Annotated in this window: 12 protein-coding genes; 8 read left to right on the top strand and 4 right to left on the bottom strand. The window is 61.7% G+C overall.

The annotated features are described in order from the left end of the window. Genes J3P79_RS19475 through J3P79_RS19465 form a run of 3 tightly spaced genes read left to right on the top strand, consistent with a single transcriptional unit; the run spans position 1 to position 2,371 of the window. Positions 1-753 carry a 5-oxoprolinase subunit PxpA gene (locus tag J3P79_RS19475; protein ID WP_434605189.1) on the top strand — a complete coding sequence of 251 codons (753 nt, stop codon included), beginning with the start codon at positions 1-3 and terminating at the stop codon, positions 751-753. Next, on the top strand, positions 750-1,454 hold the full coding sequence (pxpB, locus tag J3P79_RS19470; RefSeq protein WP_434605187.1) for a 5-oxoprolinase subunit PxpB: 705 nt from the start codon (positions 750-752) through the stop codon (positions 1,452-1,454). The genes J3P79_RS19475 and pxpB overlap by 4 nt, the downstream gene beginning before the upstream one ends. Further along, positions 1,451-2,371, top strand: coding sequence for a biotin-dependent carboxyltransferase family protein (locus J3P79_RS19465; RefSeq protein ID WP_434605185.1), 921 nt, complete (start codon positions 1,451-1,453; stop codon positions 2,369-2,371). Before pxpB ends, J3P79_RS19465 begins: the two co-directional genes overlap by 4 nt. A gap of 39 nt (positions 2,372-2,410) precedes the next feature. Here J3P79_RS19465 and J3P79_RS19460 read toward each other — a convergent pair whose 3' ends face one another. The 3 genes from J3P79_RS19460 to J3P79_RS19450 all read right to left on the bottom strand — a co-directional run bounded on the left by J3P79_RS19460 (position 2,411) and on the right by J3P79_RS19450 (position 5,802). Next, complete coding sequence (locus tag J3P79_RS19460; RefSeq protein WP_003198888.1) at positions 2,411-3,589, bottom strand: vWA domain-containing protein; 1,179 nt, start codon at positions 3,587-3,589, stop codon at positions 2,411-2,413. A gap of 34 nt (positions 3,590-3,623) precedes the next feature. Then, on the bottom strand, positions 3,624-4,469 hold the full coding sequence (locus J3P79_RS19455; protein ID WP_003184225.1) for an AAA family ATPase: 846 nt from the start codon (positions 4,467-4,469) through the stop codon (positions 3,624-3,626). A gap of 256 nt (positions 4,470-4,725) precedes the next feature. Further along, on the bottom strand, positions 4,726-5,802 hold the full coding sequence (locus tag J3P79_RS19450) for a DUF748 domain-containing protein (RefSeq protein ID WP_434605183.1): 1,077 nt from the start codon (positions 5,800-5,802) through the stop codon (positions 4,726-4,728). Between the two features lie 127 nt (positions 5,803-5,929). On the opposite strand from J3P79_RS19450, the gene cysK reads away from it, so the two are divergent. The 3 genes from cysK to J3P79_RS19435 all read left to right on the top strand — a co-directional run bounded on the left by cysK (position 5,930) and on the right by J3P79_RS19435 (position 9,296). Beyond that, positions 5,930-6,904, top strand: a complete 975-nt coding sequence (gene cysK / locus J3P79_RS19445; RefSeq protein WP_434605181.1) for a cysteine synthase A — start codon at positions 5,930-5,932, stop codon at positions 6,902-6,904. A gap of 254 nt (positions 6,905-7,158) precedes the next feature. Continuing rightward, positions 7,159-8,097: an aspartyl/asparaginyl beta-hydroxylase domain-containing protein gene (locus J3P79_RS19440; RefSeq protein ID WP_434605179.1), complete on the top strand. Its 939-nt coding sequence runs from the start codon at positions 7,159-7,161 to the stop codon at positions 8,095-8,097. 335 nt (positions 8,098-8,432) lie between these two features. Next, entirely contained in the window at positions 8,433-9,296 is an 864-nt protein-coding gene (locus tag J3P79_RS19435) for a DMT family transporter (protein ID WP_434605174.1), read from the top strand. 101 nt (positions 9,297-9,397) lie between these two features. On the opposite strand, the gene J3P79_RS19430 is transcribed toward J3P79_RS19435, so the two are convergent. Next, on the bottom strand, positions 9,398-10,306 hold the full coding sequence (locus J3P79_RS19430) for a DMT family transporter (RefSeq protein WP_434605172.1): 909 nt from the start codon (positions 10,304-10,306) through the stop codon (positions 9,398-9,400). A 130-nt stretch (positions 10,307-10,436) separates the two neighbouring features. On the opposite strand from J3P79_RS19430, the gene aceK reads away from it, so the two are divergent. After that, on the top strand, positions 10,437-12,158 hold the full coding sequence (gene aceK / locus J3P79_RS19425; protein WP_434605170.1) for a bifunctional isocitrate dehydrogenase kinase/phosphatase: 1,722 nt from the start codon (positions 10,437-10,439) through the stop codon (positions 12,156-12,158). A gap of 174 nt (positions 12,159-12,332) precedes the next feature. After that, a complete protein-coding gene (gene hrpA, locus J3P79_RS19420; protein WP_434605168.1) occupies positions 12,333-16,244 on the top strand; it encodes an ATP-dependent RNA helicase HrpA in 3,912 nt (1,303 codons plus the stop codon). Positions 16,245-16,253 lie beyond the last annotated feature (9 nt).

Below are 16,253 nucleotides of genomic sequence, written 5' to 3'. Positions count from 1 at the left end.
GTGAACCGCCTGCTACTGAATTGCGATATCGGCGAAAGCTTCGGCAACTGGACCATGGGTCTGGACACCGAGGTGATGCCCTTCATCGATTGCGCCAACATTGCCTGCGGCTTCCATGCCGGCGACCCGAGCATCATGCGCAAGACCGTCAGCCTGGCCCTGAGCCACGGCGTACAGATCGGCGCGCACCCTGCCTATCAGGATCTGGCGGGCTTCGGCCGCCGTTCCATGGCCTACGGCGCCCAGGAACTGCAAGACTTGCTGCACTATCAGATCGGCGCCCTCGACGGCATCTGCCGGGCCCAGGGCGGGCGCGTCAGCTACGTCAAGCCCCACGGGGCGATGTACAACGACATGATGGCCAACCCGGCGCAACTGCGCGCGGTGATCCAGGCCGTCGCGGCGTACGACCGGCAACTGCCGTTGATGCTCATGGCGACCCGGGACAATCACGCCGCCCAGGCCTTGGGCGACGAGTACGGCGTGACCCTGTGGTTCGAAGCCTTCGCCGATCGCGCTTATGACAGTGCCGGCCGCCTGGTTTCACGGCAAGCGCCGGGCGCGGTGCACCATGATCCCGAAATCATCATTGGGCAGGCGCTGACCATCGCCCGTGGCGATGCCTTGACCGCCAGCGACGGCAGCGTCTTGCACCTGAAGGCCAATACCTTGTGCGTGCACGGTGACAACGCCAGTTCCGTGGCGGCCGTGCAACGCATCCGCGAAGCCCTGGACCGGCAGAGTGCGCCATGAAGCCACGGGTGGAAGTGGTGGCGGTGGATTGCCTGATGGTGCGCCTGTTCGATGAAATCGCCGAGGCCAACATGCCATGGATGCTCGCCGCCAGCGAGCGCCTGCGAGCGGTGTTTGCCGAGCGTTTGATCGATCTGGTGCCGTCCTACACGACATTGATGGTGCATTATGATTTGCTCGCCCTGGACCCGGGCCAGGCCCGCGAATTGATCGACGATGCGCTGAATAATCTGTCACCGGACGCCCGGTCCGCCGGCCAGTGCCACGTGCTGCCGGTTTGGTACGACGCCAGTGTCGGGCCGGAGTTGGGCCTGCTGGCGAGTCGCAGCGGCCTGACGGTGGAGCAGGTGATTCGTCAACACAGCGAGCGCGAATACCAGGTGTTTGCCCTGGGCTTTGCGCCAGGCTTCGCCTTCATGGGGCTGGTGGACGAAGAGTTGGCCGCCCCGCGCCTCGACACGCCGCGCAAGCGGGTGGCGGCGGGCAGCGTCGGCATTGCCGAGCGCCAGACCGCGGCGTATCCGGTGATGTCGCCCGGTGGCTGGAACCTGATCGGGCGCACGCCGACCAAACTGTTTGATCGCGAGCGCGATGGCTACAGCCTGATGCAGCCCGGTGACACGGTGCGTTTCGCTCCCGTGGACCACGCCGAATTCATCGCCCTGGGTGGCGACGACACACCGTTGGAGGCCCAGGCATGAGCCGGTTGTTGATCGAGGCCAGCACACCGCTGTGCCTGTTGCAGGACGCCGGCCGGTTCGGCGTGAGGCACCTGGGCGTGACCCAGGGCGGCGCGGCGGATTGGTTGTCGATGGCGTGGGCCAACTGGATGCTTGGCAATAACCTGGACGCGGCGGTGGTGGAGATTACCCTCGGTGGTTTCACCGTGGTCGCCGAAGACGATTGCGTGCTGGCGCTGGCCGGGGCGGACCTGGGCGCGCGGATAGACGGCCAGGGCGTGGCGTCGTGGCGCTTCTTCAGCTTGCGCAAAGGCCAGGTGCTGGCGCTCACCCAGCCCGTGCTCGGTGCCCGGGCCTACTTGGCGGCACCCGGCGGGTTCGATGCACCGCAAGTCCTGGGCAGCCGGGCGACAGTAATACGCGAGGAACTTGGTGGCCTGGATGGGCGGGGGCGGGCGCTCTGTCGCGGCGAGCACTTGAGCTATTCAGGCTCGGCGATGCCTCGGCCCATGCCGCACACGCGGATTCCGGATTTCCAGCAGGCGCAGCCGCTGGACCTGATCCTCGGTGCGCAGAATGGCGCGTTCAGCGGACGCAGCCTGTTCGATGCGTTCAATACAGCGTGGACGTTGGACAGTCGCGCCGACCGCATGGGCATGCGGTTGCTGGGCGCGGCGCTGGAATATCAGGGGCCGGCGATGATTTCCGAAGGCATTCCGCTGGGGGCCGTGCAAGTGCCGCCGGACGGGCAGCCGATCGTGTTGCTCAACGACCGGCAAACCATCGGGGGGTATCCACGCCTGGGCGCGTTGACGCCGCTGTCCCTGGCGCGGTTGGCGCAATGTCTGCCGGGTACTCAGGTGCGGTTGCGGCCGGTGGTGCAGAAGGTTGCGCATCGGCAGCAGGTGGAGTGCCTGCGGGTGTTTTTGAACAGCTGAGAAGCTTCGCGAGCTTGCTCGCGAAGGTAACTAAAAAACTTACTTGGAAAGAAACCGCATCCCTTCCTCCAACCCCCGCAACGTCAGCGGATACATGCGGTCTTCCACCAACTCGCGCACGATGTTGGTCGAGGCGGTATAGCCCCAGGTGTCCTTCGGGTACGGATTGATCCAGATGAGCTTCTTGTACTTCTCCATGAAGCGCTGCATCCACACATAACCGGCTTCTTCGTTCCAGTGCTCGACGCTGCCGCCGGCCTGGGTGATTTCGTAGGGCGCCATGGCGGCATCACCGATGAAGATCACTTTGTAGTCGGCACCGTACTTGTGCAGCAGATCCTGGGTCGAGGTGCGTTCCGAGGTGCGGCGCAGGTTGTTCTTCCACACCGATTCGTAGACGAAGTTGTGGAAGTAAAAATATTCCAAGTGCTTGAACTCGGTCTTGCAGGCCGAGAACAGCTCTTCGCAGATTTTCACGTGGGCATCCATCGAGCCACCGATGTCGAACAGCAGCAACAACTTGACGGTGTTGCGGCGCTCCGGGCGCATCTGGATATTCAGCAGGCCGGCGTCCCGAGCGGTGTGGTCGATGGTGCCGTCGATGTCCAACTCTTCAGCCGCGCCCTGGCGGGCGAACTTGCGCAGGCGGCGCAGGGCGATCTTGATGTTGCGGGTGCCCAATTCCACCTGGTCGTCGAGGTTCTTGTACTCGCGCTGGTCCCAGACCTTCACGGCCTTGCCCTGGCGCTTGCCGGCATCGCCGACCCGGATGCCCTCGGGGTTGAAACCACCGGAGCCAAACGGGCTGGTGCCGCCGGTGCCGATCCACTTATTGCCGCCGGCATGGCGTTCTTTCTGTTCTTCCAGGCGTTTCTTGAATTCTTCGATCAGCTTGTCCAGGCCACCGAGGGATTGGATCTGCGCCCGTTCCTCGTCGGTCAGCGAGCGCTCGAACTCCTTGCGCAGCCAGTCTTCGGGAATCAGTGCCTGGAGGTGATCGTCGAGTTTTTCCAGGCCGTTGAAGTACGCGGCAAACGCCCGGTCGAACTTGTCGAAATGCCGTTCGTCCTTCACCAGGATCGCCCGGGACAGGTAATAGAACTCGTCCATGTCGGCGAAGATCACCCGCTGTTTCAGCGCGTTGATCAGGTCCAGCAGTTCACGCACCGACACGGGCACCTTGGCGGCGCGCATCTCATTGAACAGGTTAAGCAGCATGGCAATCGCCCTCGCTCTTGTTAAACGAAGAGGATCAGCGTGTGCCGCGGCGGCTCATGAACGCCAGGCGCTCGAGCAGTTGCACGTCCTGTTCGTTCTTGACCAGGGCGCCGGCCAGCGGCGGAATGGCCTTGGTCGGATCACGCTCGCGGAGCACCGCTTCACCGATGTTGTCGGCCATCAGCAGCTTGAGCCAGTCCACCAGTTCGGAAGTGGAAGGTTTTTTCTTCAGGCCCGGCACCTTGCGCACGTCGAAGAACACGTCCAGCGCTTCGCTGACCAGGTCTTTCTTGATGTCCGGGTAATGCACATCGACGATTTTCTGCAGGGTGACGCGGTCGGGGAAGGCGATGTAGTGGAAGAAGCAGCGACGCAGGAACGCGTCCGGCAGTTCCTTTTCGTTGTTGGAGGTAATGATGATGATCGGGCGCTGTTTGGCCTTGATGGTTTCGTCGGTCTCGTAGACGTAGAACTCCATTTTGTCGAGTTCTTGCAGCAGGTCGTTGGGGAACTCGATGTCGGCCTTGTCGATTTCGTCGATCAGCAGAATCACCCGCTCCTCGGACTCGAAGGCTTCCCAGAGCTTGCCCTTCTTCAGGTAGTTGCGCACGTCGTGGACCTTGTCCACGCCCAACTGCGAGTCCCGCAGGCGGCTGACCGCGTCGTACTCGTACAGGCCCTGGTGGGCCTTGGTGGTGGACTTGATGTGCCAGGTGATCAGGCGCGCGCCAAAGGACTCGGCCAGTTGTTCGGCGAGCATGGTCTTGCCGGTGCCCGGTTCGCCCTTGACCAGCAGCGGCCGTTCCAGGGTGATGGCGGCGTTGACGGCCAGTTTCAGGTCATCGGTGGCCACGTAGGCGCTGGTGCCTTCGAACTTCATCTGCAATTCCTCGAACGGTGTCGCCGGCCCGGCGAGGCGGGGCGCGCGAAATAAATGTCGTGCCCGACTATACCGCGAGGCCCCGCCGACTGTGAACGCAGACGCTGTATTCAGTCTCTGAATGGGGCGTCACATGTTGACTCAGTCTTGTGGCGAGGGAGCTTGCTCCCGCTCGAGTGCGCAGCGCTCGCAGGCTTTTAGGGCCGCTTCGCGGCCCAGCGGGAGCAAGCTCCCTCGCCACTAAAAGCCGCAAATCTCAATCCTTTGAGGGCGGCGGTTGCTCGTAGCGGGCATTGAAGGCCTGGACGAACCCGTTGCGCAGGATCTGCAGGAAGGCTTCAAAGGCGCTGATGTCCTGCTGATGGACATTGCCACTAAGCTCCACCCGGGTGGCGAACTGGTTCTTGCGCTGGTTTTTCAAAGCCGTTTCACCCGCGCCGACCAAGGCTTCCCAGACCGAGCGGAAGATGTTCTTTTTCTCGTTCTCCACGTCCTGCTGCCAGTCGAACACGTCGACGTCGCGCAGCAGTGGCTTGATGTAGCCGCTGAGCTGGGCGTTATCGGCGTCTGCTTCGACCACCAGGTCGCCGTGGCCGGCATTGAAATCGAATTTCCCATAGGCGGCGGCAAAGTCGTTCAGGCGCTTGAGTTCGATATTCCTGGCCCGCAGGCGGAAATCGAAATCCTCGAAGTCGCTCAACGGGTCGAAGGTGGCCTGTACCTCCAGGGGCGCATGTTCGGCCACCAGGGCCTTGCCTTCGAAGCGGGCGTCGCGCTTGCCTTCGGTATCGACCACATTGGTCAGGTTATAGAAGCTGGCGTTGACCTCGGTAGCCCGCAGGTTGACCGGAGGTTTGGAATTGAAATTGCGAAAGGTGGCCTTGCCATCCCGGATTCGCACTTCGTTGAAAGTGATGGGCAACAGCTTGCTCAATTGCTCGCGCCAGTTGGTGCCCTGGCCGGTCTGGGAGTTCTGCCGGTTGGCCCCGCCATCGACAAAGTTGACTTCGGGACGGGCGAACTCCACTTCCGCCACCACCGCATGGTCGTACCACAGCGAGTGCCAGCTCACGGACAGGTCGACCAGTGGGGCATCGACGAATGGCACCGGGACCTTGCCGTCGACCTTGACGATTCTCAGGCCGTTGATCCGATAGGCGCCGCGCCAGAGCGCCAGGTCGACATCGACGACCTGGCCACGGTAATCGCCCATGTCCGCCAATTTGTCGTTCAGGTAGTTGCGCACCAGGTAGGGCAAGGCGAAATGCAGGGCCACCAACAATGCAACGATGGCGACGAAGGCCCACAGTGGCCAGCTGTATCGACGCTTCATGACAGTAGTCTCCGTTGTTAAAGCCATTGACTCCTGTAACAACTGGAACGTTCGGTGCAACTGGACGCCCTTGGGTAACAGGCTTACCTTTAAGCGCTAAATTCCCTCTGCATTCAAGGACCCGGTCATGAGTCGTATATACGCTGACAACGCCCATTCCATTGGCAATACGCCACTGGTGCAGATCAATCGCATCGCCCCGCGCGGCGTGACCATCCTGGCGAAAATCGAAGGGCGCAACCCGGGTTATTCGGTTAAATGCCGGATTGGCGCCAACATGATCTGGGACGCGGAAAGCGCTGGCAAACTCAAGCCAGGCATGACCATCGTCGAACCAACCTCGGGCAATACCGGTATAGGCCTGGCGTTCGTGGCTGCCGCCCGTGGCTATAAATTGATGCTGACCATGCCAGCGTCCATGAGCATCGAACGGCGCAAGGTGCTCAAGGCCCTGGGCGCGGAGCTGGTGCTCACCGAACCGGCCAAGGGCATGAAAGGCGCCATCGAGAAAGCCGCCGAGATCATGGCCAGCGACCCGTCGAAATATTTCATGCCGCAGCAGTTCGACAATCCGGCAAACCCGGCGATCCATGAGAAAACCACTGGCCCGGAAATCTGGAACGATACGGATGGCGCAGTCGACGTGCTGGTCGCGGGCGTGGGAACGGGCGGAACGATTACCGGGGTCTCACGGTATATCAAGAATACGTGCGGCAAACCGATCCTGTCGGTGGCGGTAGAGCCGGAGGTTTCGCCGGTCATTACCCAGGCGATGGCAGGGGAGGAGATCAAGCCCAGTCCCCACAAGATCCAGGGCATCGGCGCGGGTTTCGTGCCGAAGAACCTCGATCTGTCGATTGTCGATCAGGTCGAGCGGGTGACCGATGAAGAATCCAAGGCCATGGCCCTGCGCTTGATGCAGGAGGAGGGCATCCTGTGCGGTATCTCCTGTGGCGCGGCGATGGCCGTGGCGGCACGCTTGGCGGAGAAGCCGGAGATGCAGGGCAAGACGATCGTGGTGATCCTGCCGGACTCGGGCGAGCGGTACCTGTCGAGCATGCTGTTCAGTGATTTGTTTACCGAGCAGGAGACCCAGCAGTAAGCGCAGGCAGGCTAGGGCGGTAGGCGCTTTTTGTGGCGAGGGAGCTTGCTCCATCGCCACAAAAGAAGGCACGTTTGAAAGTGCGTCAGCCCAGGTTCAGGTGGTGCATGTTAACAAAGGCTTTGTTGCGTAATCCTCAACAGTGAATGTCGCGCCCGGCGATGTTTAACCTGCAAGAGGAGATTTAACATGGCCGCCGTAGCGTCGGGCTGAAGGCGTTGCGCAAGTTGCGTTGATACAAGGAGTCGAAGGGAATGACCGTTTCGTTTGTCACCAAGTCCTCGGTATTGCTGCTGTTCCTGAGCAGTACGCTTTTTGTGCACTTGCGCGGCAAGGCGCGTTTGCCGGTGCTGCGCCAGTTCGTCAACCATTCGGCGCTGTTCGCTCCTTATAACGCCGTGATGTATCTGTTCTCCGGCGTGCCCTCCAAACCTTACCTGGATCGAAGCCAATTTCCCGAACTGGATGTGCTCAAGGACAACTGGCAAGTCATCCGCGACGAGGCCATGCACCTGTTCGACGAGGGTTACATTCGGGCTGCCGAGAAAAACAACGATGCCGGTTTCGGTTCGTTCTTCAAGAAGGGATGGAAGCGTTTCTACCTCAAGTGGTACGACAAACCGCTGCCGTCGGCCGAGTTGCTGTGTCCCAGGACGGTCGAGCTGGTCAGCCGGATCCCCAACGTCCGGGGGGCGATGTTTGCCCTGCTGCCGGGTGGCAGTCATCTGAACCCTCATCGAGATCCCTTCGCCGGTTCGTTGCGTTATCACCTGGGGCTGTCCACGCCCAATTCCGAGGATTGTCGGATCTTCGTCGACGGCCAGATCTATGCCTGGCACGACGGTGAAGACGTCATGTTCGACGAAACCTACGTCCACTGGGTCAAGAATGAAACGCCACAGACTCGGGTGATCCTGTTTTGCGATGTCGAACGTCCGTTGAAAAGCTCGCTGATGACACGCGTCAACCGCACCATCAGCGCGTTCCTCGGCCGCGCCACCGCGCCGCAGAATCTCGACGACGAACGCGTCGGCGGCATCAACCGGGCCTACGCCTGGAGCAAGTCGTTCAGCGACGGTATCAGCGGTCGGGTCAGGCAATTCAAGCGCAGGCATCCCAAGGCGTATCGGGTGATGCGTCCCGTGTTGGCCGCAGCCGCACTGACGGCACTGGGTTACTGGTTGTTCGTTTAAACATTGCGTTACACGTCGGGCGCTGGTTATAGTCGGCGCTCGGTTTTCGGACCCATCCTCCAAGAGATCGGCTCATGCCAGCATTTCCATTCACCGCGGTCGTGGTTCCAGCGTTCAACGCTGGCGTCGTGCCGTGCGGGAATAGGTCGCCTGAGCAGATCGGTCAATACCCCCCACCTGTCAGTCGCTCACCGGTATACGCCTGCGTATCACCGCCGGGTGTTGGCGTTCAGGGCTGATCGGCAACGGTTGCCGTTCCCTGTGCCCGCCTGAAAGAAACGACTGGATTTCAGCTTCGGCTGAGTTGGCTTAATGCCTGACTACAGGTGGTTTACATGTTTTCCTTTTCCAAAAACGCCTTATTGGCGACGGCTTCCACGAGCCTGTTCGTTTTGCTGTGGAGCAGCGGGGCGATCTTTTCCAAACTGGGCCTGGCCCACGCGTCACCTTTCGCCTTCTTGTTGATCCGCTTCGCCATCGCGCTGTGCGCGTTGCTGCTGTTGATCCCTATGTTGAAGTTCAAGCTGCCCAGTACGGGCAAGCCGATGCTGTACGCGGCAGCGACGGGGTTGGTGTTGTTGGGCGCCTATCAGATTTTCTATCTGCTTGCGCTGCAACTGAACGTCACCCCCGGTGTAATGGCGACGTTGATGGGCGTGCAGCCGATCCTTACCGTGGTGCTCATGGAGCGTCAGCGTTCCTGGCAGCGGATGTTCGGCCTGGCACTGGGATTGGTGGGGTTGGTCATGGTGGTGTTCCAGGGCATCGGCCTGGCCGGCATGTCCCTGGGTGGCATGCTGTGCGGGTTACTGGCACTGGTGAGCATGACGGCGGGCTCCATCATGCAGAAGCGCATCACCGACAATCCCCTTGGCACGCTGCCGGTGCAGTATCTGGCCGGGCTCGTGCTGTGCGCGGTGTTCGTGCCGTTCCAGCCGTTTCACTTCGAATACAGCATGGGGTTCTTCGGGCCGGTGCTGTGGATGGGACTGGTGGTGTCGGTAATGGTGACGCTGTTGCTGTACCGGCTGATTGCCCGGGGCAACCTGGTCAATGTGACCAGCCTGTTCTACCTCGTGCCGGCGGTGACGGCGATCATGGACTACCTGGTGTTCGGCAACCGGTTGGCGTTGTTGAGCTTGCTGGGGATGGCGCTGATCATTGTTGGGTTGGTGTTTGTGTTTCGTAAGAGCCGCTAGCCCTTAGATTTCCAGTGACCGCACTACTGCTTTCGCGAGCAGGCTCGCTCCCACCAGGACTGCGAATAATCTGTGGGAGCGAGTCGGCTCGCGAAGGCATTTTATCGGGCAGACACCCCGGCGGGTTTCACTGCCCCAGGCTTCAACACCAGCCACAACGCCGCCGCAATCAACACCCCGCCATACACATGCGCCATGCCCAACGGCTCATCCAGCAGCAACGCGCCCCACAACACGCCGAATGGCGGGATCAGGAAAGTCACGGTCATCGATTTGACCGGGCCGATGGAACTGAGCAGCCGGAAATAAAGAATGTACGCCAGCGCCGTGCACACCAGCCCCAGTCCCAGCAAGGACAGCCAGACGCTCCACCCCCCCCAACTGGCCGGTGGCTGGCTGATGACGCTGTAGCCAAACAGCGGCAGTAGAAACACCGTGGCACCAAGCATGCTGCCCAGGGCCGATAAACGGCTGTCCAAGCCACCTTGGTGATCGAGCCAGCGCCGGGTGAGAAAACCGGCGAAGCCATAGCAAGTGGTGGCAAGCAGGCAGGCGAGGGCGCCCATCAGCAGTTGCAGGTCGAAGGCCACCGGGCCGGCGCGAGTCAGGATGCCAACGCCGAGCAATCCCAGGAAGACGCCGCTGACCTTGGCCAGGGTGAGTTTTTCGCTGAAGAACAAACCGCCAATCAATACCCCCATCAGCGGCGTGGTGGCATTGAATATCGCCGAGTAACCGGCCGGCAGCACTTGGGCAGCCAGCGAATAGAACGTTGCCGGAATGCCGGAGTTGATCAGGCCCAGCAGCATCACGACTTTGAGCTTGCCGCGAAAATTCCAGTCGACACGCATCAGGGCGAGGATGACCAGCAGGCCGACGAAGGCGATGGAAACGCGAAAAAATGCCGTGGGAATCGTGCCGATGACCGGGGCGATGATGCGCATGAACAAAAAACTTGCGCCCCAGATGGCAGCCAGTGACAGCAAGCGCAGGATATCGACGAGGTTCACGAATGTGTCCTTCCTTGATCGGGCCGCAAGTGTCGCCCCGCCCAACACCGATGGCAATGGTTGCGTTGCCGAGGGATTGACCTCTAAGCTCAGTCGCCAATAACAAGCATGACCCGCCGAGGTTTACCCTATGTCGCAGCCATGGCCCGCCACCGATATCGCCCGATCGATCCTTGATGGTTTCGACGATTATCGTGAGCATTTCCGGCAGATCACCGATGGCGCCCGCGCCCGGTTCGAGCAGGCCCAATGGTTGGAGGCGCAGGCGGCTTCGGCGGCGCGCATCAATCTCTATGAAGAAAAAGTTTTCGAAACCGTTGCCAGGTTGCGCCAGGCCTTCGAGGCCCAAGCCTTGATGGACGTCGGTTGCTGGCCGTTGGTGAAGAGCGCCTATATCAGCCTGATTGACCTGCGTTTTGACGATGAATTGTCGGAGACCTGGTACAACTCGATCTTTTGCGGCTTGTTCAGCCATGACTTGATCAGCGACGGCACCATGTTCATCCACACGACTCGGCCAAGCCTGCGTCGTGCCCGCGCAGCCCAGACGCGCATCTATAAACCGGAAGGGCAACTGGACACGATGCTGGCGGCGATCTTCGCCGATTATCGCTTCAGCGAGAATTACGCCGACCTGCCCGGCGACTTGCAACGCCTCGAAAGCCAACTGCGCGAGAACCTGCCGGATTGGGTCTGCAAGGACCCGGAGCTGACCGTCGAACTGTTTTCCTCGGTGCTTTACCGCAACAAGGGCGCCTACCTGGTGGGGCGCATCTACACCCGCGACGACCAATGGCCGCTGGTGATTCCGTTCTTGCACCGTGAGGGCCGGGGCATCCAGATCGACGCGCTGATCACTGACGAGGCGCAGGTGTCGATCATCTTCTCGTTCACCCGCTCGTATTTCATGGTGGACGTGCCGGTGCCCGCCGAATTCATCGGCTTCCTCAAGCGCATCCTGCCGGGCAAGCACATCGCCGAGCTCTACACCTCGATTGGTTTCTACAAGCACGGCAAGTCGGAGTTCTACCGGGCCTTGATCAATCATCTGGCGAACTCCGACGACCGGTTCATCATGGCGCCGGGCGTGCGGGGCATGGTCATGAGCGTGTTTACGCTGCCGGGCTTCAACACCGTGTTCAAAATCATCAAGGACCGCTTCTCGCCGTCGAAAAACGTCGACCGGGCCACGGTCATCGAGAAGTACCGCCTGGTGAAAAGCGTCGACCGGGTCGGGCGCATGGCCGATACCCAGGAGTTCGCCGACTTCCGTTTTCCCTTGGACAAATTCGAGCCGGCCTGCCTGGAAGAGTTGCTGGAGGTGGCGCCGTCCACGGTCTCGGTGGAGGGCGACACCGTGCTGATTCGCCACTGCTGGACCGAACGCCGGATGACTCCGCTGAACCTGTACCTGGAAAGCGCCAGCGAAGCCCAGGTGCATGAGGCGCTGGAAGACTATGGCCTGGCGATCAAGCAACTGGCGGCGGCGAATATTTTCCCCGGCGACATGTTGCTCAAGAACTTCGGCGTGACCCGCCATGGCCGCGTGGTGTTCTACGACTACGATGAAATCTGCTTCCTCACCGAAGCCAACTTCCGCCACATTCCCCAGCCGCGCACGCCGGAAGATGAAATGGCGTCCGAGCCCTGGTATTCCATCGGGCCGCTGGACGTCTTCCCCGAGGAATTCCCGCCGTTCCTGTTCGCCGACGCCGGGCAGCGCAAGCTCTTCGACCAGTTGCATGGCGAGCTGTACAACGCCGACTACTGGAAAGGCCTGCAAGAGGCGATTCGGGCCGGGAAGGTGATCGACGTTTTCCCGTATCGGCGCAAGGACCTGGACAGCGAATAACCAGGCGGCTGAACGAATTCCCCGTGGCGAGGGAGCTTGCTCCCTCGCCACAACAGCATTCCTTGACGCAAATCCCCTGTGGGAGGGTGGTGGGGCCGCTTCTGGTGCTCGGCGCAATAGCTGCAAATCTGCGACAATCGCCCCCTGCTCAAACCGACGACCCTTGCGTACCTGATGACTGACCAAGCCCCTGCAATCGACAAACTGCTGAAAAACCTCGACCACGCCATGCTCGCCGACCGCCACCGGTTGCGGCGGCAGTTGCTCGAGCTGCGCAAGAAACCTGACGAAGCCAAGCTGGCCCAGTGGGTGGCGCGCATGCAGGCGTCGTGCGACCAGGTGCTGGCGCGCAAGGCGAGCGTGCCGTCGATTCGCTACGACGACAACCTGCCGATCGCCGCCAAGCGCGACGAGATAAAGGAGGCGCTGCTCAAGCATCAGGTGCTGATCATCGCCGGTGAAACCGGCTCGGGTAAAACCACGCAGTTGCCGAAGATCTGCCTGGAAATCGGCCGCGGCCAGCAGGGCTTGATCGGCCACACCCAGCCACGCCGTATTGCCGCCCGCAGCGTCGCAAGTCGTGTGGCCGAGGAACTGGCCACGCCGTTGGGGGCGCTGGTGGGTTATCAGGTGCGCTTTGAAGACCAGAGCGACGCGAATACCCTGATCAAGCTGATGACCGACGGCATCCTGCTGGCCGAGACCCAGAACGATCGCTACCTCGAACGCTACGACACGATCATCGTCGACGAAGCCCACGAACGCAGCCTGAACATCGATTTCCTGCTTGGCTACCTCAAGACCCTGCTGCCGCGCCGTCCGGACCTGAAAGTCATCATCACCTCGGCGACCATCGACCTGGAGCGTTTCTCCAAACACTTCGATGACGCGCCAATCGTCGAAGTCTCGGGCCGCACCTTCCCGGTGGAAACCTGGTATCGCCCGCTGACCCTGGAACAAGACGAGGAGGGCAACCGGGTCGAGGACGACTTGACCGTCGACCAGGCGATCCTCGCCACCCTCGACGAAATCGCCGCCCATGAGCGCAGCGAACGCCGCAGTCCCGGTGACGTGCTGGTGTTTCTGCCGGGTGAGCGGGAGATTCGCGACGCGGCGGAAATGTTGCGCAAGGCCCAGCTCAAGCACACCGAAATCCTGCCGCTGTATGCGCGCTTGTCGCCGGCTGAACAACAACGGATCTTCCAGTCCCACCCCGGCCGTCGCGTGGTGTTGGCGACCAACGTCGCCGAAACCTCGCTGACCGTGCCAGGCATCCGCTATGTGATCGACAGCGGCACCGCGCGCATCAGTCGCTACAGCTATCGCGCCAAGGTCCAGCGCTTGCCCATCGAAGCCATTTCCCAGGCCAGCGCCAACCAGCGCAAGGGCCGCTGCGGGCGGGTCGAGCCGGGGATTTGCGTGCGGCTCTACAGCGAGGAAGATTTCCTCGGCCGGCCCGAATTCACCGATCCGGAAATCCTGCGCACCAACTTGGCGGCGGTCATCCTGCAGATGCTGCACCTGCGCCTCGGCGAGATCACCGACTTTCCCTTCATCGAGCCGCCCGACGGCAAGGCCATCAGCGACGGTTTCAACCTGCTGCAAGAACTCTCGGCGGTGGACCGCAACAGCCAGTTGACGCCGTTGGGGCGGCAGTTGGCGCGTTTGCCGGTGGACCCGCGCATGGGCCGGATGCTGCTGGAAGCGGCGAAACTCGGTAGCCTCCAAGAAGTGTTGATCGTCGCCAGTGCCATGTCGATTCAGGACCCGCGCGAGCGTCCGCCCGAGCGCCAACAGGCCGCCGACCAGGCCCACGCCCAGTGGAAGGACGCAGACTCGGACTTCGCCGGGCTGGTCAACCTGTGGCGCGGTTTCGAAGAGCAGCGCCAGGCCCTGACCGCCAACCCGCTGCGCAACTGGTGTCGCAAGAATTTCCTGAATTATCTGCGCCTGCGCGAGTGGCGCGATTCCCATCGCCAGTTGAGCCTGATCTGCCGCGACATGCAGTTGAGCCTCAACAAGGATCCGGCCGACTACCCGAAACTGCATAAAGCCGTGCTGTCGGGCCTGTTGAGTCAGATCGGCCAGAAAACCGAAGACGGCGACTACCTCGGCGCCCGTCAGCGACGCTTCTGGGTTCATCCTTCGTCGGGCCTGGGCAAGAAACGCCCGCAGTGGCTGATGACCGCCGAACTGGTGGAAACCACCAAGTTGTACGCGCGCATGGTGGCCAAGATCGAACCGGACTGGATCGAACCGCTGGCCGGGCATTTGATCAAGAAAAACCACTTCGAGCCTCATTGGGAGAAGAAGCGCGGGCAAGTGGTGGCCTATGAGCAGATCACTCTGTTCGGGCTCATCGTCGTCGGTCGCCGGCCGGTGCACTACGGGCCGGTGGACCCGGTGGTGTCCCGTGAGCTGTTCATCCGCGAGGCGCTGGTGCGTGGCGAGATCCAGTCCAAGGCCAAGTGCCTGAGCGCCAACACGCGCTTGCTGGAACAACTCGACGAACTCGAAGCCAAGGCTCGTCGCCGTGACATCCTCGCGGACGAGGAAACCCTTTACGCCTTCTACGATGCGCGCCTGCCCGCCGAGATCCACCAGACCGCGACGTTCGACAGTTGGTACCGGATCAACAGCCAGAAAGATCCGCAGTTGCTGGTCATGCGCGAGGAAGACGTGCTGGCCCGCGAGGCGAGTGAGGTGACGGCCAATCTGTATCCCGACACCTTGCGCGTCGGTGACCTGACTTTGCCGCTGAGCTATCACTTCGAGCCCAACCATCCCCGCGATGGCGTGACCCTGCGAGTGCCGGCGCCACTGCTGCCGATGTTGCCGCCGGAGCGCCTGGAATGGCTGGTGCCGGGGATGACCGAGGCCAAGTGCATCGCCCTGGTGCGCAACCTGCCCAAGGCCTTGCGCAAGAACTTCGTACCGGTGCCGGACTTCGTCAAGGCGGCGCTGCAACGCATCACGTTTGCCGAGGGCTCGCTGCCCCAATCCCTGGGCCGTGAGTTGCTGCGCATGACCGGCGCGCGAGTCAGCGATGAAGCCTGGGCGGAATCGGCGCAGCAGGTGGAAAGCCACTTGCGCATGAACCTGGAAATCGTCGATGGCCAAGGCAAGTTTCTCGGCGAAGGGCGAGACCTGGCCGAATTGACGGCGCGGTTTGCCGAAGCCAGCCAGGCCGCGTTGGCCGTGCCGCAAACGGCCAAGAGCCAGGAACCGGTGGAGGCGAAGGTCTTCGCGCCGGTGGCCGAGAAGACCCAGCAGAAGATCGCCGGGCTGTCGATGACGGTGTACCCGGCGCTGGTGGAAGAGGGCGGGGTGGTCAAGGAAGGGCGCTTCCCGACCCCGGCCGAAGCCGAGTTCCAGCATCGTCGCGCCTTGCAGCGCTTGCTCATGCAGCAATTGGCCGAAACAGCGAAGTTCCTCCGTGGCAAGCTGCCCGGTTTGACGGAGTTGGGCCTGCTCTATCGCGAGCTTGGGCGCGTGGACGCTCTTGTGGAAGACATCCTGCTGGCCAGCCTCGACAGTTGCATCCTTGAGGACGAGCCGAGTCTGCCCCGTGACGGTGCCGCACTGGCAGCCCTGGCCGAGCGCAAGCGTGGCGGCTGGACCGAGCACGCCGAACGCCTGGCGAAGCTGACCCTGGACATCCTCAAGCTCTGGCATGGCCTGCAAAAGCGTTTCAAGGGCAAGATCGACCTCGCCCAGGCCGTGGCGCTGAACGATATCAAGCAACAGCTCAGCCACCTGGTGTATCCAGGCTTCGTGCGGGAAACCCCGCATCAATGGCTCAAGGAGCTGCCGCGCTATCTCAAGGCTATCGAGCAACGCTTCGAGAAGCTGGGCAGCCAGGTGCAGAAGGACCGGGTCTGGAGCGGCGAACTCTCCAACCTCTGGGCCCAATACCAGGCTCGCGCCAGCAAACACGCCCAGGAAGGCAAGCGCGACCCGCAATTGGAACTGTACCGCTGGTGGCTGGAGGAGTACCGCGTGTCGCTGTTCGCCCAACAGCTGGGCACCAAGGTGCCGATCTCGGACAAGCGCCTGGGCAAGCAGTGGGGGTTGGTGGAGGGGTGATGCCACCCA

Origin of the sequence: Pseudomonas sp. R1-7 (genome assembly GCF_051132105.1) — a bacterium.
In the GTDB taxonomy this organism is placed as follows: Bacteria; Pseudomonadota; Gammaproteobacteria; order Pseudomonadales; family Pseudomonadaceae; genus Aquipseudomonas.
The sequence above is the reverse complement of the archived record's forward strand: the minus strand, read 5'-3'. Positions and strand labels throughout refer to the sequence as shown.